22 protein-coding genes are annotated in these 21,162 nt (G+C 59.1%); 13 read left to right on the top strand and 9 right to left on the bottom strand.

What is annotated here, in order from left to right; genetic code table 11:
• Positions 1-3: 3 nt before the first annotated feature.
• From ACP3TY_RS27575 to pilG, 4 genes are all read right to left on the bottom strand, one after another.
• On the bottom strand, positions 4-2,052 hold the full coding sequence (locus ACP3TY_RS27575; protein WP_426618917.1) for a methyl-accepting chemotaxis protein: 2,049 nt from the start codon (positions 2,050-2,052) through the stop codon (positions 4-6).
• A gap of 143 nt (positions 2,053-2,195) precedes the next feature.
• Positions 2,196-2,735 carry a chemotaxis protein CheW gene (locus ACP3TY_RS27570; protein ID WP_007913675.1) on the bottom strand — a complete coding sequence of 180 codons (540 nt, stop codon included), beginning with the start codon at positions 2,733-2,735 and terminating at the stop codon, positions 2,196-2,198.
• Positions 2,736-2,745: 10 nt separating this feature from the next.
• Complete coding sequence (gene pilH / locus ACP3TY_RS27565) at positions 2,746-3,111, bottom strand: twitching motility response regulator PilH (protein WP_053124759.1); 366 nt, start codon at positions 3,109-3,111, stop codon at positions 2,746-2,748.
• Between the two features lie 60 nt (positions 3,112-3,171).
• Entirely contained in the window at positions 3,172-3,576 is a 405-nt protein-coding gene (pilG, locus tag ACP3TY_RS27560; RefSeq protein ID WP_007913673.1) for a twitching motility response regulator PilG, read from the bottom strand.
• 225 nt (positions 3,577-3,801) lie between these two features.
• Here pilG and gshB point away from each other — a divergent pair, with 225 nt between their 5' ends.
• The 8 genes from gshB to ACP3TY_RS27520 all read left to right on the top strand — a co-directional run bounded on the left by gshB (position 3,802) and on the right by ACP3TY_RS27520 (position 11,181).
• The gene (gene gshB, locus ACP3TY_RS27555) at positions 3,802-4,773 is read left to right on the top strand and encodes a glutathione synthase (RefSeq protein WP_426618916.1); all 972 of its coding nucleotides are present in this window, start codon (positions 3,802-3,804) and stop codon (positions 4,771-4,773) included.
• A gap of 166 nt (positions 4,774-4,939) precedes the next feature.
• Positions 4,940-5,839 (top strand): energy transducer TonB, encoded by a 900-nt coding sequence (locus ACP3TY_RS27550; protein ID WP_053124705.1) that lies wholly within the window; start codon positions 4,940-4,942, stop codon positions 5,837-5,839.
• A 136-nt stretch (positions 5,840-5,975) separates the two neighbouring features.
• The gene (locus ACP3TY_RS27545) at positions 5,976-6,548 is read left to right on the top strand and encodes a YqgE/AlgH family protein (protein ID WP_053124707.1); all 573 of its coding nucleotides are present in this window, start codon (positions 5,976-5,978) and stop codon (positions 6,546-6,548) included.
• On the top strand, positions 6,548-6,985 hold the full coding sequence (gene ruvX, locus ACP3TY_RS27540) for a Holliday junction resolvase RuvX (RefSeq protein WP_008077844.1): 438 nt from the start codon (positions 6,548-6,550) through the stop codon (positions 6,983-6,985). Before ACP3TY_RS27545 ends, ruvX begins: the two co-directional genes overlap by 1 nt.
• Positions 6,986-7,065: 80 nt before the next feature.
• Positions 7,066-7,572, top strand: a complete 507-nt coding sequence (pyrR, locus tag ACP3TY_RS27535; RefSeq protein WP_212545080.1) for a bifunctional pyr operon transcriptional regulator/uracil phosphoribosyltransferase PyrR — start codon at positions 7,066-7,068, stop codon at positions 7,570-7,572.
• Positions 7,573-7,599: 27 nt separating this feature from the next.
• Entirely contained in the window at positions 7,600-8,604 is a 1,005-nt protein-coding gene (locus tag ACP3TY_RS27530; protein WP_007913665.1) for an aspartate carbamoyltransferase catalytic subunit, read from the top strand.
• On the top strand, positions 8,601-9,872 hold the full coding sequence (locus ACP3TY_RS27525; RefSeq protein ID WP_426618915.1) for a dihydroorotase: 1,272 nt from the start codon (positions 8,601-8,603) through the stop codon (positions 9,870-9,872). Before ACP3TY_RS27530 ends, ACP3TY_RS27525 begins: the two co-directional genes overlap by 4 nt.
• Before the next feature lie 322 nt (positions 9,873-10,194).
• Positions 10,195-11,181, top strand: coding sequence for a lipid II-degrading bacteriocin (locus ACP3TY_RS27520; RefSeq protein ID WP_426618914.1), 987 nt, complete (start codon positions 10,195-10,197; stop codon positions 11,179-11,181).
• 522 nt (positions 11,182-11,703) lie between these two features.
• On the opposite strand, the gene ACP3TY_RS27515 is transcribed toward ACP3TY_RS27520, so the two are convergent.
• Positions 11,704-12,135, bottom strand: coding sequence for an NINE protein (locus ACP3TY_RS27515; protein ID WP_053124713.1), 432 nt, complete (start codon positions 12,133-12,135; stop codon positions 11,704-11,706).
• A gap of 250 nt (positions 12,136-12,385) precedes the next feature.
• Between ACP3TY_RS27515 and ACP3TY_RS27510 the strand changes: the two genes are divergently transcribed.
• The gene (locus tag ACP3TY_RS27510; protein ID WP_053124715.1) at positions 12,386-13,009 is read left to right on the top strand and encodes a C40 family peptidase; all 624 of its coding nucleotides are present in this window, start codon (positions 12,386-12,388) and stop codon (positions 13,007-13,009) included.
• A gap of 80 nt (positions 13,010-13,089) precedes the next feature.
• Here ACP3TY_RS27510 and rpoH read toward each other — a convergent pair whose 3' ends face one another.
• From rpoH to ftsY, 4 genes are all read right to left on the bottom strand, one after another.
• Positions 13,090-13,944 (bottom strand): RNA polymerase sigma factor RpoH, encoded by an 855-nt coding sequence (gene rpoH, locus ACP3TY_RS27505; protein ID WP_042561557.1) that lies wholly within the window; start codon positions 13,942-13,944, stop codon positions 13,090-13,092.
• Positions 13,945-14,059: 115 nt separating this feature from the next.
• The gene (gene ftsX / locus ACP3TY_RS27500; RefSeq protein WP_053124717.1) at positions 14,060-15,085 is read right to left on the bottom strand and encodes a permease-like cell division protein FtsX; all 1,026 of its coding nucleotides are present in this window, start codon (positions 15,083-15,085) and stop codon (positions 14,060-14,062) included.
• The gene (gene ftsE / locus ACP3TY_RS27495; RefSeq protein ID WP_003229148.1) at positions 15,082-15,753 is read right to left on the bottom strand and encodes a cell division ATP-binding protein FtsE; all 672 of its coding nucleotides are present in this window, start codon (positions 15,751-15,753) and stop codon (positions 15,082-15,084) included. Before ftsE ends, ftsX begins: the two co-directional genes overlap by 4 nt.
• A complete protein-coding gene (gene ftsY / locus ACP3TY_RS27490) occupies positions 15,750-17,252 on the bottom strand; it encodes a signal recognition particle-docking protein FtsY (RefSeq protein ID WP_426618913.1) in 1,503 nt (500 codons plus the stop codon). The genes ftsE and ftsY overlap by 4 nt, the downstream gene beginning before the upstream one ends.
• Between ftsY and ACP3TY_RS27485 the strand changes: the two genes are divergently transcribed.
• The 4 genes from ACP3TY_RS27485 to rsmD all read left to right on the top strand — a co-directional run bounded on the left by ACP3TY_RS27485 (position 17,251) and on the right by rsmD (position 21,050).
• Entirely contained in the window at positions 17,251-17,445 is a 195-nt protein-coding gene (locus ACP3TY_RS27485) for a hypothetical protein (protein ID WP_053124721.1), read from the top strand. The two genes, ftsY and ACP3TY_RS27485, sit on opposite strands and share 2 nt — an antisense overlap.
• Positions 17,446-17,597: 152 nt before the next feature.
• Positions 17,598-18,953 carry a M16 family metallopeptidase gene (locus ACP3TY_RS27480; protein ID WP_426618912.1) on the top strand — a complete coding sequence of 452 codons (1,356 nt, stop codon included), beginning with the start codon at positions 17,598-17,600 and terminating at the stop codon, positions 18,951-18,953.
• Positions 18,946-20,436 (top strand): M16 family metallopeptidase, encoded by a 1,491-nt coding sequence (locus ACP3TY_RS27475; RefSeq protein ID WP_426618911.1) that lies wholly within the window; start codon positions 18,946-18,948, stop codon positions 20,434-20,436. Before ACP3TY_RS27480 ends, ACP3TY_RS27475 begins: the two co-directional genes overlap by 8 nt.
• Positions 20,436-21,050, top strand: coding sequence for a 16S rRNA (guanine(966)-N(2))-methyltransferase RsmD (gene rsmD / locus ACP3TY_RS27470; RefSeq protein ID WP_426618910.1), 615 nt, complete (start codon positions 20,436-20,438; stop codon positions 21,048-21,050). Before ACP3TY_RS27475 ends, rsmD begins: the two co-directional genes overlap by 1 nt.
• Positions 21,051-21,162: the final 112 nt, after the last annotated feature.

The following is a 21,162-nucleotide window of genomic DNA, read 5'->3' as shown; positions in this document are numbered from 1 at the left end:
CACTCACGCTTTGTCTTTCGCCGCCGGCAAGGTGAATCCGGACACCGAGCGCCGCAGCTGGCTGGCCATTTTCGTCAGGTTGCCGATGCTCTCAGCGGTAGCGGTGGAGCCTGACGAGGTCTGCGAGGTGATCTGCTGGATCACATTCATCGTCAGGGAAATCTGCCCGGCCGACGTCGTCTGCTGCTGCGCCGCGTTGGAGATGCTTTGAATCAGCGCCGCGAGGGTTTTCGACACGCCTTCGATTTCTTCCAGGGCCACACCGGCATCCTGCGCCAGTCGCGCGCCGCGCACCACTTCGGTGGTGGTTTGCTCCATGGAAATAACGGCTTCATTGGTGTCGGTCTGAATCGCCCGCACCAGGGTTTCGATCTGCCGAGTGGCGGCGGACGAGCGCTCGGCCAACCGTTGCACTTCGTCGGCAACCACAGCAAAACCGCGCCCGGCATCACCGGCCATCGACGCCTGAATCGCCGCGTTGAGGGCGAGGATGTTGGTCTGGTCAGCGATGTCATCGATCAGGCTGACGATGTCGCCGATTTCCTGCGACGACTCGCCGAGACGCTTGATGCGCTTGGCGGTGTCCTGAATCTGTTCGCGAATGTTGTCCATGCCGTGGATGGTGTTGTGCACCACCTCGTTGCCTTTGTTGGCGATCTCCACGGAACGCTCGGCTACCGCCGAAGACTCGGCGGCGTTGGCCGAGACCTGATCGATGGATTCGGCCATTTCGCTGATCGCCGTCGACGCTTCGGAAATCTGCTGGGCCTGATGCTCCGAGGCTTGCGCCAGGTGCATGGCGGTGGCTTGGGTTTCCTGCACGGCGGCGGCAACCTGGCCGGCGGTGAGGTTGATGGTGGCGACCAGATCGCGCAGTTGGTCGACGGAATAGTTGATCGAGTCGGCGATGGTGCCGGTGAAGTCTTCGGTCACCGAGGCGGTCACGGTGAGATCGCCATCGGCGAGGTCTTCGATTTCGTCGAGCAGGCGCATGATCGCGTTCTGGTTACGCTCGTTCTTCTCGGCGGTTTCGCGCAGTTGCCGGTTGGTCTCGCGCACCATGACCATGCCGATCAGGATGATCGAGGCCAGTGCCAGCAAACCGAGGACGTAACCGCCGATGGTGTCGGTGTTGCGCCCGCCCGCGAGGTTTTCGAAACCGGTGGCCAGGTGCGAGGCTTCGTCGAGCAGGGTTTGCGAGAGGCTGAAGATATTGCTCGCCGATTCGCGAACCTTGAACAGTTCCGGCGAGGTTTCGAGGATTTCATCGACCGAGCCGGAGACGAATTGGAACAGCTCGGAGATTTCACTCAAACGCGCACGGGCGTCACGGTCTTCGACCTGAGTGATTTTCAGCGTCGGGTTGCCTTGCAGCATGCCGTTCAGCACTTGGCCGAAACGTGTAGCGTCGCGGCCAAAGGCATCGGCGGCTTGCTGCGAGTTTTCGTCACCGGCGAGCACGGTGTTGACCGCGCCAAGGATGCGTTCGGCCAGCAACGACTGACGTTGGGCCATCGCTACTTGTGCAGCCGGGGCACCACGCTGGAGGAGGATTTCGACGACTTTTTCGTATTCGATCTGCAACTGCGGCACGGTTTCGGCCAGGGTCGCGGCGACTTGATGCAGCGACAGCACGGTCTGTTCGCTGGAGAGAATCGCGTCGGTGTTTTTCAGCAGGCGTTCCCAGTCCAGCTGCACGGCGCGCATTTCCGGGCGCACGGTGGCGGGGGCTGGCGGCAGGCCGGTGACCGGGTCGCCCTTCTTCAGGTAGCCCCAGCGCAGGGCGAAATCGTTGCGCGCATCGCTGAGCAACTTGAACGCAGCAGCCTTGCCGGCGGCGGCTTCGGTGGCGTTTTTGGCGATGCGCTGCGAGAGCACGCGCAGCTCACCGGCGTGGCCGATGTACTGTTTGTCGTAGTTCGCCTGGGTGTTGAGGTAAGCGAAGTTGGCGAACAGCAGCATGATGAACACGATCAGTGCGATGAACAGCACGATGATCTGCGAGCGACTGCGCGATCCTTCCGCCGGCTTGCCTGTTTTTGCTTTTATCATCGGTCCTCGCCTTGGGAACGGTTCACTTACCCTGTAGGAGCTGAGCTTGCTCGCGAAAGCGGTGGGTCAGCCAACATTGATTGCGCCTGACACGCCCTCTTCGCGAGCAAGCTCGGCTCCTACAAGGGACGGTGTTGAATCTTTTATATCGCGACGCTCATGAACACCGGGGATTTCGCCAAGGCAAACAGGCTGAACACCCGCCAGTTCTGCTCGCGCCGAAAATAGCCTTTGACGAACTCGGCCTTGGAGCCCTGGCGCTTGCTGATCGAGATCGGTTCAAAACTGTCCTGTTCAAAGTGCTGCAAGCCAATAACCTCATCGACCATCAGCCCGGCAAACACGTCCCCATGCTCCACCACCAACACCCGCCGCTGTTTGCGCAGCGGCGACAGTTCATGCCCGAAGAAACCACACAAATCCATGATCGGCAGCAACCGCCCACGCAGGTTAGCCACGCCTTTGACCCACGGCTTGACCCCGGGCAACTGGGTGAAGCGCGGTTCGTGCAGCACTTCGCTGACTTCGCCCATCGGCGCCACATACCAGTGTTCGCCGAGGCGAAAGCCGATGCCGCTCCAGCGATCCTGGCGCGCCGGTTGCGACGGCAAGTCCGCCGCCAGCAAGCGGCAGCGCTGATCGATCTGCCAGAGCAGTTCGAACGCGGTCAGCGATTCGCTCATGGTTGCGCGATCAGCCTTTGAGTACGTTGTTCAGGGTCTTGATCAGGGTGTCTTCGTCGACCGGTTTGGTCAGGTAGTCCTTGGCGCCCTGACGGGTGCCCCAGACCTTGTCGGTTTCCTGATCCTTGGTGGTGATGATGATCACCGGGATGTGCGTGGTGTCGGCATCCTTGGTCAACTGGCGGGTTGCCTGAAAACCGTTGAGGCCGGGCATGACGATGTCCATCAGCACCGCATCAGGTTTTTCCTGACGGGCCAGGGCCACGCCGTCCGCGCCGTTTTCGGCCTTCAACACTTCATGGCCGTGCTTTTCCAGCATGCCGGTGAGTTTGTACATTTCAGTCGGCGAATCATCGACGATCAGGATACGTGCCATGGTTTTCCCCATTTTTCTTGTCGACGCCCGGCCCGCTGACCGCGCGTCTCTGTACGTGTCTTACTGCGGCAAAACGGCGGCAAAGCCCGGAACATGGGCCTGAATCGCGTTGAGCAGTTCTTCCTTGCTGAAAGGCTTGGTCAAAAATTGATCAGAACCGACAATCCGCCCCTTGGCCTTGTCGAACAGCCCGTCGCGCGATGACAACATGATCACCGGTGTCGCCTTGAACGCGCTGTTGTTCTTGATTAAAGCGCAGGTCTGATAACCATCCAGACGCGGCATCATGATGTCGACAAAAATGATCCCGGGGTGGTTATCGGCGATCTTGGCCAGGGCGTCGAAACCGTCGATCGCCGTGATCACTTCGCAACCGACATTCTTCAACAATGTTTCGGCGGTGCGACGAATCGTTTTCGAGTCGTCGATCACCATGACCTTCAAGGCGCTGGACTGCTGTTCCATAAGAGGGCTCTACCGTCGCCTTTGCGAATCAAATTGTCCGTTTTGCTATGAGTAATGGCCGGAAACCCTTGATGCTTAAGGGCCAGCACGATATGCCAGCCTTTTTAGCACAGTCTCCAGATCCAATCTATCGACGGGTTTTCCCTTGACCGAAAACCCACCCGGCGCCACTCTGGTGGCACTTTTTCAATACCGATCCGGTAGCCAATTTTCGAGGAAAACCCAATGAGCGTTCGCGTCGGGATTGTCATGGACCGTATCGCCAGCATCTCCTATAAAAAGGATAGCTCGCTGGCCATGCTGCTGGCCGCGCAAAAGCGCGGCTGGGAACTGTTCTATATGGAACAGCGCGACCTGTATCAGGGCGAAGGTCAGGCACGTGCGCGCATGAAGCCGCTGAAAGTCTTCGCCAACCCGGAAAAATGGTTCGAACTGGACGCCGAGCAGGACAACCTGCTGAGCGATCTGGACGTGATCCTGATGCGCAAGGATCCGCCGTTCGACATGGAGTTCGTTTACTCCACCTACCTGCTCGAACAGGCTGAAACCGCCGGCGTACTGGTGGTGAACAAGCCGCAGAGCCTGCGCGACTGCAATGAAAAGCTGTTTGCCACGCTATTCCCGCAGTGCACGCCGCCAACCATCGTCAGCCGCCGTGCCGATGTGCTGCGCGAATTTGCCGCCAAACATGGCGACGTGATCCTCAAGCCGCTGGACGGCATGGGCGGCACTTCGATCTTCCGTCACCGCGCGGGCGACCCGAACCTGTCGGTGATTCTGGAAACCCTGACCGCCCTCGGTGGCCAGCAGATCATGGGCCAGGCCTACCTGCCAGCGATCAAGGACGGCGACAAACGCATCCTGATGATCGACGGCGAGCCGGTGGATTACTGCCTGGCGCGGATTCCGGCGCAGGGCGAAACCCGTGGCAACCTCGCCGCCGGTGGCCGTGGCGAAGCGCGTCCCCTGACCGAGAAAGATCGCTGGATCGCCGCCCAAGTCGGCCCGACCCTGCGTGAGAAAGGCTTGCTGTTCGTCGGTCTCGACGTGATCGGCGAGAGCCTCACCGAAATCAACGTGACCAGCCCGACCTGCATCCGTGAAATCGACAATGCGTTTGGCACTGATATCGGCGGCATGCTCATGGATGCCATCGAAAGCAAGCTGCAAGCCTCTAGCCGTAAGCCGCAAGCCTGACGGCCAGCTACAAGCCGCAAGCCATGAGCTACAAGCTTTTACTTGCAGCTTGCCGCTCGAAACTTGCAGCTGCCCTTATGTCGCTTGCCGCTTGAAGCTTGCAGCTAAAAACCAACATTGCGTTATCATGCCGAGCCCGTAAAAACGCGATGTTGGTTTTTCTGTCATGACCCTCCCGTCCGATCTGCCCGCTGAACTCGCCCATCGTGGCGTGCGCCCGGCCGATCGCCTCGGTTTTACCCTATTCCTTGCGGCGCTGATTCATTTGGCGTTGCTGCTTGGCGTCGGCTTCACGATGGTCGAGCCCAAGCAAATCAGCAAAACCCTGGAAATTACCCTCGCCACTTTCAAGAGCGAAAAGAAGCCGGAGAAGGCGGATTTTCTCGCTCAGGAAAATCAGGAAGGCAGCGGTACGCTGGACAAGAAGGCGATTCCGAAGACCACTGAGGTCGCGCCGTTCCAGGACAATCAGGTCAAAAAAGTCACGCCGCCACCGGCCGCCAAGCCGGAAGTGCAGGAGGCTGCGCCCAAAGCCGCGGTGACCACCGTGGCGCCGAAGCCGAAAAAAGCGCCGACCAAGAAAGAAGAGACCAAGACTGAAGTGAAACCGTCGGTCGACGCACCGACGTTCGACAGTTCGCAGCTGTCCAGCGACATCGCCAGCCTTGAAGCAGAACTGGCCAAAGAACAACAGCTGTACGCCAAACGCCCGCGCATTCATCGCTTGAGCGCTGCGTCGACCATGCGCGACAAGGGCGCCTGGTACAAAGACGAATGGCGCAAGAAGGTCGAGCGCATCGGCAACCTGAATTATCCCGACGAAGCGCGGCGCAAGCAGATCTACGGCAATTTGCGCCTGATGGTCTCGATCAATCGTGATGGTTCGCTGTATGAAGTGCTGGTGCTGGAATCGTCTGGCCAGCCGCTGCTGGATCAAGCGGCGCAGCGCATCGTCCGCCTGGCGGCGCCGTTTGCACCATTTACCGGCGACCTGTCGGACATCGACCGCCTGGAAATCATCCGCACCTGGAAATTCGCCCGCGGCGACCGCTTGTCCAGCAATTAGGGGCAAGATCAAAAGATCGCAGCCTTCGGCAGCTCCTACAGTTTGGCCTGTGCTCCCCTGTAGGAGCTGCCGAAGGCTGCGATCTTTTGGCGGCTTCAGCTTGTCAGTTTGCCCCCCGAACGCCACACTAGCGCACATGAAAAACGTCAGCCCCAGCTACCTCAAGCATCACTTCCTGATCGCCATGCCTCACATGGCCGACCCGAACTTTGCCCATACCTTGACCTACATCGTCGAGCACACGGCCAATGGCGCGATGGGCATTGTGGTCAATCGACCGCAAGAGCTGAATCTGGCCGACATTCTCGAGCAACTGCGCCCGGACATCGACCCGCCAGCACTGTGCCAGCACGTGCCGATCTTCATCGGCGGGCCGGTACAGACTGATCGCGGTTTTGTCCTGCATCCGGCGGGCAAAACCTTCCAGGCCACCGCACAGCTGGACGGCGACCTGTCGCTGTCGACCTCGCAAGACGTGCTGTTCGCCATCGCAGACGGCGTTGGCCCGGCGAAAAGCCTGATCGCCCTCGGCTATGCGGGTTGGGAAGCCGGGCAACTGGAAGCGGAAATGGCCGACAACGCTTGGCTGACCTGCCCGTACGACGCCGACATCCTCTTCAACACCAGCAGCGAACTGCGTCTCGAAGCGGCGGCCAAGCACTTGGGGATCAACCTCAGCCTGCTGACCAGCCAGGCAGGTCACGCCTGATGGCGCTGCGTCTGATTCTCGGCTTCGACTACGGCACCAAACAGATCGGCGTTGCCGTCGGTCAGGTAATCACTGGCCAAGCCCGCGAGCTGTGCACCTTGAAGGCACAGAACGGCGTTCCCGACTGGAACCAGGTCGAAGCGCTTATAAAAGAATGGAAACCTGACGCCGTGGTCGTCGGCCTGCCGCTGAACATGGACGGCACGCCGAGCGAAATGTGCCTGCGCGCGGAGAAATTCGCCCGCCGCCTCAACGGCCGCTTCAATGTGCCCTTCTATACCCACGACGAGCGCCTGACCACTTTCGAGGCCAAGGGCGAGCGTCTGGTGCGCGGCGGCCAAAAAGGCAGTTACCGCGACAACCCGGTGGACGCCATCGCTGCCGCGCTGCTGTTGCAGGGCTGGCTTGATGAAAACACTGCATTGTTTGAATCCTGACAAGCGCTTCGGCGCTTTTCTTTTGAGTGAAAAACCGAGTCGTGTCCAAGGATCCGACTCGCCCCCAACAAGGAGCAACCATGAGCCTGCCAAATCCCGCCGATCTGATCAGTCAGATGGCGACCCGCCTCAAGGCGCACCTTGCCCAGCGTGACATCACTGAACCGCGCTACATCGGCATCCGCACTGGCGGCATCTGGGTCGCGCAGGCCTTGCTCAAGGAATTGGGCAGCGACGCGCCACTGGGCACGCTGGACGTGTCCTTCTACCGCGACGACTTCAGCCAGAACGGTCTGCACCCGCAAGTACGCCCGTCCGCCCTGCCCTTCGAGATCGAAGGCCAGCATCTGGTGCTAATCGACGACGTACTGATGAGCGGCCGCACCATCCGCGCCGCCCTCAATGAATTGTTCGACTACGGTCGCCCGGCCAGCGTGACCCTGGTCTGCCTGTTGGATCTGGATGCCGGCGAGCTGCCGATCCGCCCCAACGTGGTCGGCGCGACCTTGTCGCTGGCGGCTCACGAACGGGTGAAGCTGTCCGGCCCCGAGCCGCTGACGCTCGAACTGCAAGACATGTCCCTTTAATCCGCCCTATTGAGAGTCCCCTTCGCGATGACGCCTCTAGATACCAAGCGCCCGCTGCAGCTCAATGATCAGGGCCAGCTGCGCCACTTCCTCTCGCTCGACGGCCTGCGCCGCGAGTTGCTGACGGAAATCCTCGACACTGCCGACTCGTTCCTCGAAGTCGGCGCCCGGGCGGTGAAGAAAGTCCCGTTGCTGCGCGGCAAGACCGTGTGCAACGTGTTCTTCGAAAACTCCACGCGCACCCGCACCACCTTCGAACTGGCGGCCCAGCGGCTGTCGGCGGACGTGATCACCCTGAACGTGTCGACTTCGTCGGCAAGCAAAGGTGAAACGCTGCTCGACACCCTGCGCAACCTCGAAGCCATGGCCGCCGACATGTTCGTCGTGCGCCACGGTGATTCCGGCGCTGCGCACTTCATCGCCGAACACGTTTGCCCGCAAGTGGCGATCATCAACGGCGGCGACGGCCGTCACGCGCACCCGACGCAGGGCATGCTCGACATGCTCACTATTCGTCGGCACAAGGGCGGTTTTGAAAACCTCTCGGTGGCCATCGTCGGCGACATCCTGCACTCGCGGGTGGCGCGCTCGAACATGCTCGCGCTGAAAACCCTCGGCTGCCCGGACATCCGCGTGATCGCGCCGAAAACCCTGTTGCCAATCGGCATCGAGCAATACGGCGTGAAGGTCTACACCGACATGACCGAAGGCCTGAAAGACGTCGACGTGGTGATCATGTTGCGCCTGCAGCGTGAGCGCATGACCGGCGGCCTGCTGCCGAGCGAAGGCGAGTTCTACCGTTTGTTCGGCCTGACCACCGCGCGTCTGGCCGGGGCCAAACCCGATTGCATCGTCATGCACCCGGGGCCGATCAACCGTGGCGTGGAAATCGAGTCCGCAGTGGCCGACGGCCCGCACTCGGTGATCCTCAATCAGGTCACCTACGGCATCGCAATTCGTATGGCTGTGCTGTCCATGGCCATGAGCGGACAAACCGCGCAGCGTCAATTCGAGCAGGAGAACGCCCAGTGAAGCTCAGCATTCTCGGCGCACGCGTCATCGATCCAAGCAGCGGCCTGGATCAAATCACCGACATCCACGTTGAAGCCTGCAAGATCGTCGCCCTCGGCGCCGCTCCAGCGGGTTTCACGGCAGTAGAAACCATCGACGCCCAAGGCCTCGTCGCCGCTCCGGGATTGGTCGATCTAAACGTGGCCCTGCGCGAGCCGGGTTACAGCCGCAAAGGCTCGATCATCAGCGAAACCCGCGCCGCCGCTGCCGGTGGCGTAACCAGCCTGTGCTGCCCGCCGAAAACCAAACCGGTGCTCGACACCTCCGCCGTGGCCGAGCTGATCCTCGACCGCGCCCGCGAGGCCGGCAACACCAAGGTGTTCCCGATTGGCGCGCTGAGCAAAGGTCTGGACGGCGAGCAACTGGCTGAACTGGTGGCACTGCGCGACGCCGGTTGTGTGGCGTTCGGCAACGGTCTGGAGAGCTTCCGCAATACGCGCACGCTGTGCCGGGCGCTGGAATATGCGGCGACGTTTGATCTGACGGTGATTTTCAACTCGCAGGATCATGATCTGGCCGAAGGTGGTTTGGCTCACGAGGGCGCAGTGGCCAGCTTCCTCGGTCTGCCGGGGATTCCGGAAACCGCTGAGACTGTGGCGCTGGCCCGCGATCTGCTGCTGGTCGAGCAATCCGGCGTGCGTGCGCACTTCAGCCAGTTGACCAGCGCGCGCGGCGTTGCCCTGATTGCTCAGGCGCAGGCGCGTGGTTTGAAGGTGACAGCGGATGTCGCGCTGTATCAGTTGATTCTGACTGACGAAGCGTTGATCGACTTCAGCAGCCTCTATCACGTGCAACCGCCGCTGCGTACCCGCGCTGACCGCGATGGTCTGCGTGAAGCCGTGAAATCGGGGGTAATCTCGGCGATTTCCAGCCATCACCAGCCACACGAACGTGACGCCAAACTGGCACCGTTCGGCGCGACCGAGCCGGGCATCAGCAGCGTTGAGTTGTTGCTGCCATTGGCGATGACGCTGGTGGAGGATGGTTTGCTCGATCTGCCGATCTTGCTCGCGCGTCTGAGTGCTGGCCCGGCTGAGGCGTTGCGTTTGCCGGCGGGCAAGCTGGCGGTGGGTGGGGCGGCGGATATCGTGCTGTTCGACCCACAGGCTTCGACGGTGGCCGGTGAGAACTGGCTGTCGAAGGGCGAGAACTGCCCGTTCCTGGGGCACAGCCTGCCGGGTGTGGTTCGCTATACGCTGGTGGATGGGCGGATTAGCCACCAGGCGTAAACTCTATTAATCGCAGCCTGTAGTGGGCTGCGATCTTTTGGACTTCAGTGAATAACTCAAAATTGTCTAATTGGCAAAATTTCGCTCAGATCTCTTCCTAAACCAGCACATACACTCGCCTAACTCCCCCTATTTGCCCTTCACCAACAGGTGTAGGAAAACGCACGCGAGCCACAAAGAAATTTCCGCCAACTTTCTTTCCTACGAAAATAACTTCGGCACAATCAGAAACAGACTACAAAATTTCCATATCAAAGTTTAATGCGCCACACCTAATATAAAACCGGCAAAAAGGTCAACCATCACCAACAAGGATGAACATATGAAAAACGGACTTACACTTCCCCCTATCGTTACTAGGGGCACAACAGGGAATTCTGGTGGTTTTACAGTTAACCACGGCTTTAGCTGGGGAACCTACGCCACTGCAGACTGGCAGGGCGCGGGAGAAGCCATTATCACCCATGATGGTCAAACCTATTCACTCCCCTTAAGCGATGGGCCTTTGCTGTCTTCAGCGGAAATGGACATGTTCCATTCCTGGCTGGAAATGAAATCTGGCATCAAAGCTTTCACCTATGAACTCCAAATGGTGAACAGGGCATTAAATAACGATGCACTGGGAGGTATTCGCGATCTTTGGAGAATCGCTGAAAGCGATAACTATCTACTCAATAACGCTGCCATTATTAGCCACGGCTACTTCAAGAACAAGATTATAAATTTCAGTTTGGCCGATGCATTTGCTGCACAGCAGAAACTGAGTCCGATAGAAGCACTTATCAAAGTCTCAGCGACAGCTCCATACAACTTAAATTACGAGACATTAACTACCGAGTTGTCGGGAGGCACTTTCAGCCCAATTAAAGCTTTCGCCCACTACCTCTGGGGGAACGGAGAGAGGATGAGAGTGAGCATTAACAATATCGGCCTGAACGTCAGGGCCAACGAACTGCCGCTACTGGCCAATTCAATTGCCAGCACCCGAGAAGCCGGCACCTATTATTTATCTGATCCGAAGATCCCTTACGCAACCATCAATGACAGCAACGTCACCGGAGCTTACCTGGGAAGAATAACGTTGAACATGGAAGGAAATTTCACGCGAGATGTAGAAGGATCCTGGATTTTCGATGGTGTGGTCAGAGCGTATACCGATACTTATGATTTCGACGCCAGCAACAGATCAACAGCGCTTGAAGTCTTGACAACCGCAGGTAGAGTCTTCTCCGGAACGCATTACGAGATCGATATATTCGGCGAGCAAAAAATACGACTCACCGGAACTGGCTTTGAACCGACCCCGTAAATATTAACGATATCTTCCACGCCCGCTCAGTGGAGCTCCAATGAAGAGACTCTATACATTTTCTAGTTATACCTATCTCACTTTGCTCGCAGTCACATTTTGCGCCGGCGTATTTATACTCACAAAAAATCTCGAGGCGCAAATCTACGATGTCAATCAGGATTCAATCGGCCTCCCCATTGGCGTAATGTTTGCTACATGGACAATATTGACACTTAGCCACCTAATGCAGATTTTATTATTGCGAAAGTCACACACTCGCTTCTCAGCAAGCCTAATCCGAAAAATACCAGGCTATTTGCTTGCCGCGGTATCACTGATAATTCTTGTGGGGAGTATCGTTTATTGGTCTGTACCAATCCATGCAGTCATCGCAATGCTTTACGGTGCTTGTGCAATTACGCTTATCGCTTTTCAGGTGAGTTCATTTGCGCGATTGAAATAAAACTTTAGCAAAATCACCGCTAGAGGAAACTTGCCAGACCGTCCGTCAAACCGGTCTGGCAATTTTTTCTTCAACGCTTACTGGAAAGCGCCGCGATTCTGCGCGTTACGCACCGAGACCTGATCATTCAGCGTCCAGAAGTCATACAGCACGCCAATAAAGAACAACCCGCCCGTGAGCAGATACACCAGCCCGCTGATCCATTTCCCCTGATACATCCGGTGTACGCCGAATACCCCGAGGAACGTCAGCAGAATCCACGCGACGTTGTATTCGATCGGCCCTGCGGTAAAACGCAGATCCGCCTCACGATCCATCGCCGGGATCAGGAACAGGTCGATCAGCCAGCCGATGCCGAGCAAACCGAAGGTGAAAAACCAGATCGTCCCGGTCACCGGTTTGCCGTAATAGAAGCGGTGAGCGCCGGTGAAGCCAAGAATCCACAGCAGATAACCGATCACCTTGCTGTGCGTGTCCTGCGGTTGAGCAACCTGCTGATAGCGGTTCATGAATTACCTCATTTGCCTCGATAGATAAATATTTTCTGCATCTTTGTGACTTTTTTGTGTCGAGCCGACAAGTGGCTCTTCACTGTTACACATTGCGTAAAGCCTTGTGGGGCTTGGGTTCTGTCCGACAATTGAGTCAATTTGCCGCTTGTTGAGCGAAATTGACCACCGGGTTGAATCGACCAACGGCCTCGGAAGGGACAAAAAAGCTGTTATAAAGTTGCGCGCTACCACTTAAGAGCCACGCCTAATGCGACCATTTTTCAAGACATGGCTAACCATCTGCCTATTAATGCCACTGGCCGCCCACGCCACCAATCGTGAGCAACGTCTTCCTAACGTTAACGGCTTTACCCCTAAATCCCATGCTTCGGCTCCTTCGAGCAAAAGCAGCAAAAGCAAAACCACCACGCTGAGCAGCAAGAACCACAGCAAGCTGGTGCCACCGATGGCGAGCAAGGAGAGCAGCAACGTGCTCAGCCGCGCTGTAAACGTCCTCGGTACACCTTATCGTTGGGGCGGCAGCAGCCCAAGTAAAGGCTTCGATTGCAGCGGTCTGGTGAAATACGCGTTTAACGACGCCACATTCGACCTGCCACGCACTTCCAACGCCATGGCCAGCGGTCATGGGGTGAAGGTCGAGCGCAACGATCTCAAGCCCGGCGACCTGATCTTTTTCAACATCAAGAGCCGTCGAGTCAACCACGTTGCCATCTACCTGGGCAATGATCGCTTCATCCACGCGCCGCGTCGCGGCAAGTCGGTGAGCATCGATACCCTGAACAAGCCGTATTGGGAAAAGCATTACGTCGTCGCCAAGCGCGTATTGCCTAATGAACCGGCCAGCAAGCAATTGCGCGTCGTTCAGCGCTGATCTGATTCAGCTTTAAACGCGACATACAAAAACGCCCCGATCATTGCTGATCGGGGCGTTTTTTATTGCCTGTTCGCCGGTTACGCAGCGATCGACAACTTGAGCTTGTTCATCGCGCTCTTCTCGAGCTGACGGATACGCTCAGCCGACACGTTGTACTTCTGCGCCAGGTCGTGCAGCGTGGCTTTCTCTTCTGCCAGCCAGCGCTGGTAGAGGATGTCACGGCTGCGTTCGTCCAGCACTTCCAGAGCTTCGTGCAGGTTGTTGTTGGAGTTGTCGCTCCAGTCGGCATCTTCCAGCTGACGCGCCGGGTCGTACCGGTGGTCTTCCAGATAGTTGGCCGGCGACTGGAAAGCGCTGTCGTCGTCGGCTTCAGCAGCCGGGTCGAAGGCCATGTCATGGCCGGTCAGGCGACTTTCCATCTCGCGCACTTCACGCGGTTCCACGCCGAGGCTTTCCGCCACACGGTGGACTTCCTCGTTGTTCAGCCACGCCAGACGTTTCTTCTGGCTGCGCAGGTTGAAGAACAGCTTGCGCTGGGCCTTGGTGGTCGCGACTTTCACAATGCGCCAGTTGCGCAGGATGAACTCGTGAATTTCCGCCTTGATCCAGTGCACGGCGAACGACACCAGACGCACACCCATTTCCGGGTTGAAGCGCTTGACTGCCTTCATCAGGCCGACGTTACCTTCCTGGATCAGGTCAGCCTGAGCCAGACCGTAGCCGGAATAGCTACGGGCAATGTGTACAACAAAACGCAGGTGGGCGAGCACCATCTGCCGAGCCGCCCCCAAATCCTGCTCATAGTAGAGACTCTCGGCCAGTTCACGCTCCTGCTCCGGCGTCAGCAATGGAATGCTGTTGACGGTGTGCACGTAAGCTTCCAGGTTCGCACCCGGAACCAACGCATACGCAGGTTGCAAAGAATTGGTCATACGAAAAAACCTCCGACTTACATACTCGTGCTTCTCAGCACTGCGAAAAATTGACCGGGAATTCAAACGAGAGTTCCCATAAAAACCGCGAGGTCAATCACGCGCAAAAAAGATTCTACTTCGGCGCCAGCTCCCTGAGATGACGTGCGACTGCAATCCATGCACCGATATAACCCAACAGCACCGCGCCAAGCAAGAGCGACAGACCGTCGGCAACTGGCACGCCGGCCAGTGCGAAATCACTGCCGTACAACCCGGCCAGCCCAACCACCGCATCGTTCAGCCAGTTCAGGCCGAACGCCAATACACCCCAGGACAACAGCCCCGCACCGAAGCCATACAACGCGCCCATATAGAGGAAGGGACGTCGCACATAACTGTCAGTGCCGCCGACGAGTTTAATCACTTCTATCTCGGTGCGGCGGTTTTCAATATGAAGACGAATGGTATTGCCTATCACCAAAAGTAATGCAGAAACCAACAGCACCGTCAGACCGAAGACAAAACGATCGCCGAGCTTGAGGATGGCGGCCAGACGCTCGACCCAGACTAGATCAAGTTGCGCCTGTTGTACCTTGGGCAGCTCGGAAAGTTTTTGTCTTAATGCTTCCAGCGTCGGCTTGTCGACTTCGTTCGGCGTCACCAGTACCACGCCCGGCAACGGGTTCTCAGGCAGCTCGCGCAGGGCTTCGCCCAGTCCGGACTGTTGCTGGAATTCTTCCAGCGCCTGATCACGGCCGACATATTCAGCATCAGCAACGCCGGGCATGCCTTTGATCTGCTCGCGCAACGACTCGCCCTGCTCCGGGCTCGCGTCGAGTTGCAGATACAACGAGATCTGCGCCGCACGCTGCCACGAACCACCGAGACGCTCGACGTTGTTCAGCAGCAACGACAAGCCCATTGGCAGGCTCAAGGCCACGGCCATCACCATGCAGGTGAAAAAGCTGCCGATCGGCTGCTTGCCGAGGCGACGCAGGCTGTCGAGCAGGCTGGCGCGATGGCTTTCGATCCACGCGCGGAACAGCGTGGCGAAGTCCGGGCCATCGTCATCGTCGTGCTTTTTCTTCTTTTGCGGCTGCGGATCGGCGGCTTTCGGCGCCACGCGCTCGGAAACCTTTGGGCTGCGTGTCGCACTCATACCCCAGCCTCCCCGTCGCCGATCAATCGGCCACGTTGCAGGGTCAGCATGCGGTGCCGCATGCGCGCGATCAGTGCCAGGTCGTGACTGGCGATCAGCACGCTGGTGCCCAGCCGGTTGATGTCTTCGAACACGCCCATGATCTCGGCCGCCAGACGCGGGTCGAGGTTACCGGTCGGTTCGTCCGCCAGCAGCAAGGCCGGGCGGTGGACGATGGCGCGGGCGATGCCGACGCGCTGTTGCTGACCGGTCGACAGATCGCCTGGGTACAGATCGGTTTTATCCGACAGCGCCACACGCTCCAGCGCCGAATCGACACGCTTGGCGATTTCGGCCTTGGACAGCCCGAGAATCTGCAGCGGCAACGCGACGTTGTTGAACACCGTGCGATCAAACAGCAACTGGTGATTCTGGAACACCACGCCGATCTGCCGGCGCAGGAACGGAATCTGCGCGTTGCTGATGGTGCTCAAGTCTTGCCCGGCCAGCAGCAATTTGCCGCTGGTCGGACGTTCCATCGCCAGCAACAGGCGCAATAACGTGGATTTACCGGCACCGGAGTGGCCGGTGACAAACAAGAACTCGCCACGACGGACTCGAAAGCTCAGCTCATGCAAGCCGACGTGACCGTTCGGGTAGCGTTTACCGACCTGTTCGAAACGAATCATGAACGCTCCCGCTCGGCAAAGAGTGCCTGGACAAAGGGTTCTGCTTCAAAAGTACGCAAGTCGTCGATGCCTTCACCGACGCCGATGTAGCGGATCGGCAGGCCGAACTGCTTGGCCAGGGCGAAAATCACGCCGCCCTTGGCAGTACCGTCGAGCTTGGTCAACGCCAGACCGGTCAGTTCGACAGTCTGGTTGAATTGTTTGGCCTGGTTGATGGCGTTCTGGCCAGTACCGGCATCGAGCACCAGCAGCACTTCGTGCGGCGCATCGGCGTCGAGCTTGCCGATGACCCGACGAACCTTTTTCAGCTCTTCCATCAGGTTGTCTTTGGTGTGCAGACGACCGGCGGTGTCAGCGATCAACACGTCGATGCCACGGGCCTTGGCGGCCTGCACGGCGTCGAAGATCACCGAGGCGGAGTCGGCGCCGGTGTGCTGAGCGATGACCGGAATCTTGTTGCGCTCGCCCCAGACCTGCAATTGCTCCACGGCAGCGGCGCGGAAGGTGTCACCGGCGGCGAGCATGACTTTCTTGCCTTCCAGTTGCAGCTTCTTCGCCAGTTTGCCGATAGTGGTGGTTTTGCCGGCGCCGTTGACGCCGACCACCAAAATCACGAATGGCTTGTTCTGCGAGGCGATTTTCAGCGGTTGTTCAACCGGTTTGAGCATCGCGGCCAGTTCGGCCTGCAGGGATTTGTACAGCGCGTCGGCGTCGGCCAGTTCTTTACGAGCGACCTTCTGGGTCAGGCGCTGGATGATCTGCGTGGTGGCTTCGACACCAACGTCGGCGGTGAGCAGACGGGTTTCGAGATCATCGAGCAGATCGTCGTCAATGGTTTTGCGGCCGAGGAACAGGCTGGCCATGCCCTCGCCGATGCTGGCGCTGGTTTTCGACAGGCCTTGCTTGAGGCGGGCGAAGAAACCGGCTTTGGTTTCTTCGGTACGCGGGGCTTCGACGGGGGCTTCAGCGACCACTTCAACTGGCGCAACTGGCTCAGCGATAACCGGTGCAGGTGCAGGCTGTTGAACGATCGGAGCAACCGGCTCAATGAATACCGGGGCAACCGGCTCAGCAACCACCGGCACAGGCTCGACAATCGGCTCAACCACAGACGCGGGAGCTACTTCCGGCTCAAACGCGACTGGCGCAGGAATCACCGGCGTAATGTGCGGCGCAGCCTCTTCAACCAACGCCACCGGCTCTTCTGCCACCGGCAAGGTCAGCCACGGCTGGGCCGCCGGGGTCAGCGGCAATTCCGCCGCTACTGGCACTTCCGGCTCGGGTTCCGGCTCAACCGGTTGCAACACCGGTTCGGCAATCGGCAGAACGATCGGTGCCGGCTCTTCTTCTATTACCGGCGCCGGCGCGGGAGCGGGTTCAGGAATCGCGGGCGGCTGTTCGACGACGGGTTCCTGCGGTTTTTTACGCAGCCATCCGAACAGGCTTTTCTTCTCGCCAGCCGCAGCTGGGGTCTTCTTGTCGTCGTTGGAACCAAACATGGAGGACGGCTATCTCACGGTAGCGACGCGCCATAAGGGCGCCCCGGCAAATAAATATTCGATGCAGAACAGACTGTGTTTCATCCAGCTTGTTCACGCGCAACATTTTGTCGAGGCGCCAGAGGCACCTCAAAGGTCGATTAATACGAAGGACTGGAACGGCATCTTCGGCGAAAACGCAGAGTTTAGCTGACAAACTCAAAGCTTCTGCCGGGAACCCATACAACCTATCTACCGATCAGTGGCTTGATAGGCGTGGCCGCCAGTAAAACGGATCAGTATCCTAGCACCCTCTCGCCCGCCGACGCTAAGACCAAGCGGGCAGCCCAACAGGTTAAAAAACGAATGAATGCTCTAGCCCGCCGCGCCGCAGGCCTGCTGCTCAGCACAGTCTGCCTGCCCCTTTCGGCCCTGGCGGCCGACCCGCAACCGACCCACGAATTCACCCTCGACAACGGCCTCAAGGTCGTCGTGCGCGAAGACCATCGCGCGCCAGTGGTGGTCTCGCAGGTCTGGTACAAGGTCGGCTCCAGCTACGAAACCCCGGGCCAGACCGGTCTGTCTCACGCGCTCGAACACATGATGTTCAAGGGCAGCGAAAAAGTCGGCCCCGGCGAAGCGTCGCTGATCCTGCGCGACCTCGGCGCCGAAGAGAACGCTTTTACCAGCGACGACTTCACCGCTTATTACCAGGTGCTGGCCCGCGACCGTCTGGGCGTAGCCTTTGAGCTGGAAGCCGACCGCATGGCCAACCTGCGCCTGCCGGCCGACGAGTTCGCCAAGGAAATCGAAGTCATCAAGGAAGAGCGCCGCTTGCGCACTGATGACAAGCCGATGTCCAAGGCTTACGAACGTTATAAAGCCATGGCCTACCCGGCCAGCGGCTACCACACGCCGACCATCGGCTGGATGGCTGACCTCGACCGCATGAAGGTCGAAGAGCTGCGCCACTGGTACCAATCCTGGTACGTGCCGAACAACGCCACGTTGGTAGTGGTCGGCGACGTCACCCCCGACGAAGTGAAAACCCTCGCCCAACGCTATTTCGGCCCGATCGCCAAACGCGACGTGCCACCGGCGAAAAAACCACTGGAACTGGCCGAGCCAGGTGAACGCCAGATCACCCTGCACGTACAGACACAACTGCCTAGCCTAATGCTCGGTTTCAACGTGCCAAGCATCGCCACCGCTGCAGACAAGCGCTCGGTCAACGCCCTGCGCCTGATCTCGGCTTTGCTCGACGGCGGCTACAGCGGTCGCATCCCGACACAACTGGAGCGCGGCGAAGAGCTGGTCTCCGGCGGTTCGTCGAACTACGACGCCTACACCCGTGGCGACAGCCTGTTCACCCTCTCGGCAACGCCGAACACGCAGAAGAAAAAGACCATGGCGCAAGCCGAAGCCGGTCTGTGGAAACTGCTGGAACAGCTGAAAACCACCGCACCGTCCGCCGAAGAACTGGAGCGCGTGCGTGCGCAAGTGATCGCCGGTCTGGTCTTCGAACGTGATTCGATTACCAGCCAGGCCACTGCGATTGGCCAGCTGGAAACCGTCGGCTTGTCGTGGAAACTGATGGACACCGAACTTGCCGATCTGGAAAGCGTGACCCCGCAAGACATCCAGAACGCCGCCAAGCTGTATTTCACCCGCGAACGTCTCAGCGTCGCCCACGTCCTGCCACTGGAGACGACTCATGAGTGAGCGCAAAACCCCACGTTTGATGCTGCTCGGCCTGATCGCCGTGGCGGTGATCGGCTCTGCTGCTTTCTATCTGTCGCCAAGCGCTGACAGCAAGGCCAGCGAAGCCCTCGACAACGCCAAGACCAGCCAGAAGCTGCAATCGCTGGCCGAACTCGACGGCAAGGCCCCGGCCAGCCGCAAACTCGACGTACAGACCTGGAACACCGCCGACGGCGCCAAGGTGTTGTTCGTTGAAGCCCATGAGTTGCCGATGTTCGACATGCGCCTGATCTTCGCCGCGGGCAGCAGCCAGGACGGCAGCGCCTCGGGTCTGGCAGTGCTGACCAACGCGATGCTCAACGAAGGTGTGGCTGGCAAAGACGTCGGCGCCATCGCTCAAGGCTTTGAAGGTTTGGGTGCAGATTTCGGCAACGGTGCTTTCAAAGACATGGCGCTGGCCTCGCTGCGCAGCCTGAGTGCCGCCGACAAGCGCGAACCGGCCTTGAAGCTGTTCTCGGAAGTGGTCGGCAAACCGACCTTCCCGGCTGACTCCTTTGCCCGCATCAAAAACCAGATGCTCGCCGGTTTCGAATACCAGAAACAGAACCCCGGCAAACTCGCCAGCCTTGAGCTGATGAAGCGTCTGTACGGCGATCACCCGTACGCGCACTCGAGCGACGGCAATCCGCAAAGCGTGCCGAAGATCACCCTCGCGCAATTGCGTGAGTTCCACGCCAAGGCCTACGCGGCTGGCAACGTGGTGATTGCATTGGTCGGGGATTTGTCTCGCGCTGAGGCCGAGGCGATTGCCAATCAGGTTTCCTCAGCCCTGCCGAAAGGCCCGGCGCTGGCGAAGATCGCGCAGCCGCAGGAACCGAAAGCCAGCGTTAATCACATCGAGTTCCCGTCGAAGCAAACCAACCTGTTGCTCGCGCAACTGGGCATCGACCGTGACGATCCGGATTACGCGGCGCTGTCGATGGGCAACCAGATCCTCGGCGGCGGCGGTTTCGGTACACGCCTGATGAGCGAAGTGCGCGAGAAGCGTGGCCTGACTTACGGCGTGTATTCGGGTTTCAGCCCGATGCAGGCGCGCGGCCCGTTCATGATCAATCTGCAGACCCGCGCGGAAATGAGTGAAGGCACCCTGAAACTGGTGCAAGACGTGCTCGCCGACTACCTGAAAACCGGCCCGACGCAGAAAGAACTCGACGACGCCAAACGCGAGCTGGCCGGCAGTTTCCCGCTGTCCACCGCGAGCAATGCCGATATCGTCGGCCAACTTGGCGCGATGGGCTTCTATAATCTGCCGTTGAGCTATCTGGACGATTTCATGCGTCAGTCGCAAAGCCTGACCGTGGAACAAGTCCGCGACGCCCTGAACAAACACCTGAGCACGGACAAAATGGTCATCGTCACCGCTGGCCCGACCGTGCCGCAAAAGCCGTTACCGGCCCCATCTGATAAACCTGCCGAGCAACCGCTCGGGGTTCCGGAGCATTAATGGCAACTCGTTCCCCTAAAAAGCCTGCGCACAACGTTCACAACGGTGTGAACCAGTTGCGCATCATTGGCGGTCAATGGCGCAGCCGCAAGCTGAGCTTCCCCGATGCGCCGGGCCTGCGTCCGACGCCGGATCGCGTGCGTGAAACCCTGTTCAACTGGCTCGCGCCGTACGTTGAAGGGGCCAAGGTACTCGACCCGTTCGCCGGCAGCGGCGCGCTGTTTCTCGAAGCACTGTCGCGTGGCGCGGCCATGGGCCAGGCGCTGGACGCGAGCACCATCGCGGTCTCGAGCCTGAAAGAACACCTCGGCACCCTGCGCTGCACCAACGGCCAGGTGCAGACGGCGGACGCGCTGCGTTATCTGGAAACCCAGACCGCCAGTGCATACGACCTGGTGTTCCTCGACCCGCCGTTCAACCAGAACTTGCTGCCTGCCGTGTGCACCTTGCTCGAAGAACGTCAGTGGCTGGCCGCCGACTCGTGGATCTACACTGAAAGTGAAACGGCGCCATCGACGCTGGGCCTGCCGGGCAACTGGCGCCTGCACCGCGAACAGAAATCCGGCCGGGTTTACTACGCGCTGTGGCAACGTACGGCCGAAGTCGCCGCTTAATCCAAGGCGAGCAAAAACCTGTGGCGAGGGAGCTTGCTCCCGCTGGGCTGCGCAGCAGTCCGAAAAAGGGCCGCTGCGCGCCCCGTCGGGAGCAAGCTCCCTCGCCACACTG

It is taken from the genome of Pseudomonas rustica, assembly GCF_049959085.1.
GTDB lineage: Bacteria > Pseudomonadota > Gammaproteobacteria > Pseudomonadales > Pseudomonadaceae > Aquipseudomonas > Aquipseudomonas rustica.
This window is presented reverse-complemented; position numbering and strand designations above follow the sequence as displayed.

Coding starts and splice junctions, on each gene's coding strand:
- ACP3TY_RS27520 (WP_426618914.1), top strand. CDS start 10,195: ATGAAAAACGGACTTACACTTCCCCCTATCGTTACTAGGGGCACAACA.
- ACP3TY_RS27545 (WP_053124707.1), top strand. CDS start 5,976: ATGAAAAACGTCAGCCCCAGCTACCTCAAGCATCACTTCCTGATCGCC.
- ACP3TY_RS27485 (WP_053124721.1), top strand. CDS start 17,251: ATGGAGGACGGCTATCTCACGGTAGCGACGCGCCATAAGGGCGCCCCG.
- ACP3TY_RS27575 (WP_426618917.1), bottom strand. CDS start 2,052: ATGATAAAAGCAAAAACAGGCAAGCCGGCGGAAGGATCGCGCAGTCGC.
- ACP3TY_RS27550 (WP_053124705.1), top strand. CDS start 4,940: ATGACCCTCCCGTCCGATCTGCCCGCTGAACTCGCCCATCGTGGCGTG.
- ftsX (WP_053124717.1), bottom strand. CDS start 15,085: ATGAGTGCGACACGCAGCCCAAAGGTTTCCGAGCGCGTGGCGCCGAAA.
- pilH (WP_053124759.1), bottom strand. CDS start 3,111: ATGGCACGTATCCTGATCGTCGATGATTCGCCGACTGAAATGTACAAA.
- ACP3TY_RS27570 (WP_007913675.1), bottom strand. CDS start 2,735: ATGAGCGAATCGCTGACCGCGTTCGAACTGCTCTGGCAGATCGATCAG.
- ACP3TY_RS27530 (WP_007913665.1), top strand. CDS start 7,600: ATGACGCCTCTAGATACCAAGCGCCCGCTGCAGCTCAATGATCAGGGC.
- ACP3TY_RS27515 (WP_053124713.1), bottom strand. CDS start 12,135: ATGAACCGCTATCAGCAGGTTGCTCAACCGCAGGACACGCACAGCAAG.
- ftsY (WP_426618913.1), bottom strand. CDS start 17,252: ATGTTTGGTTCCAACGACGACAAGAAGACCCCAGCTGCGGCTGGCGAG.
- ACP3TY_RS27475 (WP_426618911.1), top strand. CDS start 18,946: ATGAGTGAGCGCAAAACCCCACGTTTGATGCTGCTCGGCCTGATCGCC.
- pilG (WP_007913673.1), bottom strand. CDS start 3,576: ATGGAACAGCAGTCCAGCGCCTTGAAGGTCATGGTGATCGACGACTCG.
- ACP3TY_RS27510 (WP_053124715.1), top strand. CDS start 12,386: ATGCGACCATTTTTCAAGACATGGCTAACCATCTGCCTATTAATGCCA.
- ruvX (WP_008077844.1), top strand. CDS start 6,548: ATGGCGCTGCGTCTGATTCTCGGCTTCGACTACGGCACCAAACAGATC.
- ACP3TY_RS27480 (WP_426618912.1), top strand. CDS start 17,598: ATGAATGCTCTAGCCCGCCGCGCCGCAGGCCTGCTGCTCAGCACAGTC.
- rpoH (WP_042561557.1), bottom strand. CDS start 13,944: ATGACCAATTCTTTGCAACCTGCGTATGCGTTGGTTCCGGGTGCGAAC.
- gshB (WP_426618916.1), top strand. CDS start 3,802: ATGAGCGTTCGCGTCGGGATTGTCATGGACCGTATCGCCAGCATCTCC.
- ftsE (WP_003229148.1), bottom strand. CDS start 15,753: ATGATTCGTTTCGAACAGGTCGGTAAACGCTACCCGAACGGTCACGTC.
- rsmD (WP_426618910.1), top strand. CDS start 20,436: ATGGCAACTCGTTCCCCTAAAAAGCCTGCGCACAACGTTCACAACGGT.
- pyrR (WP_212545080.1), top strand. CDS start 7,066: ATGAGCCTGCCAAATCCCGCCGATCTGATCAGTCAGATGGCGACCCGC.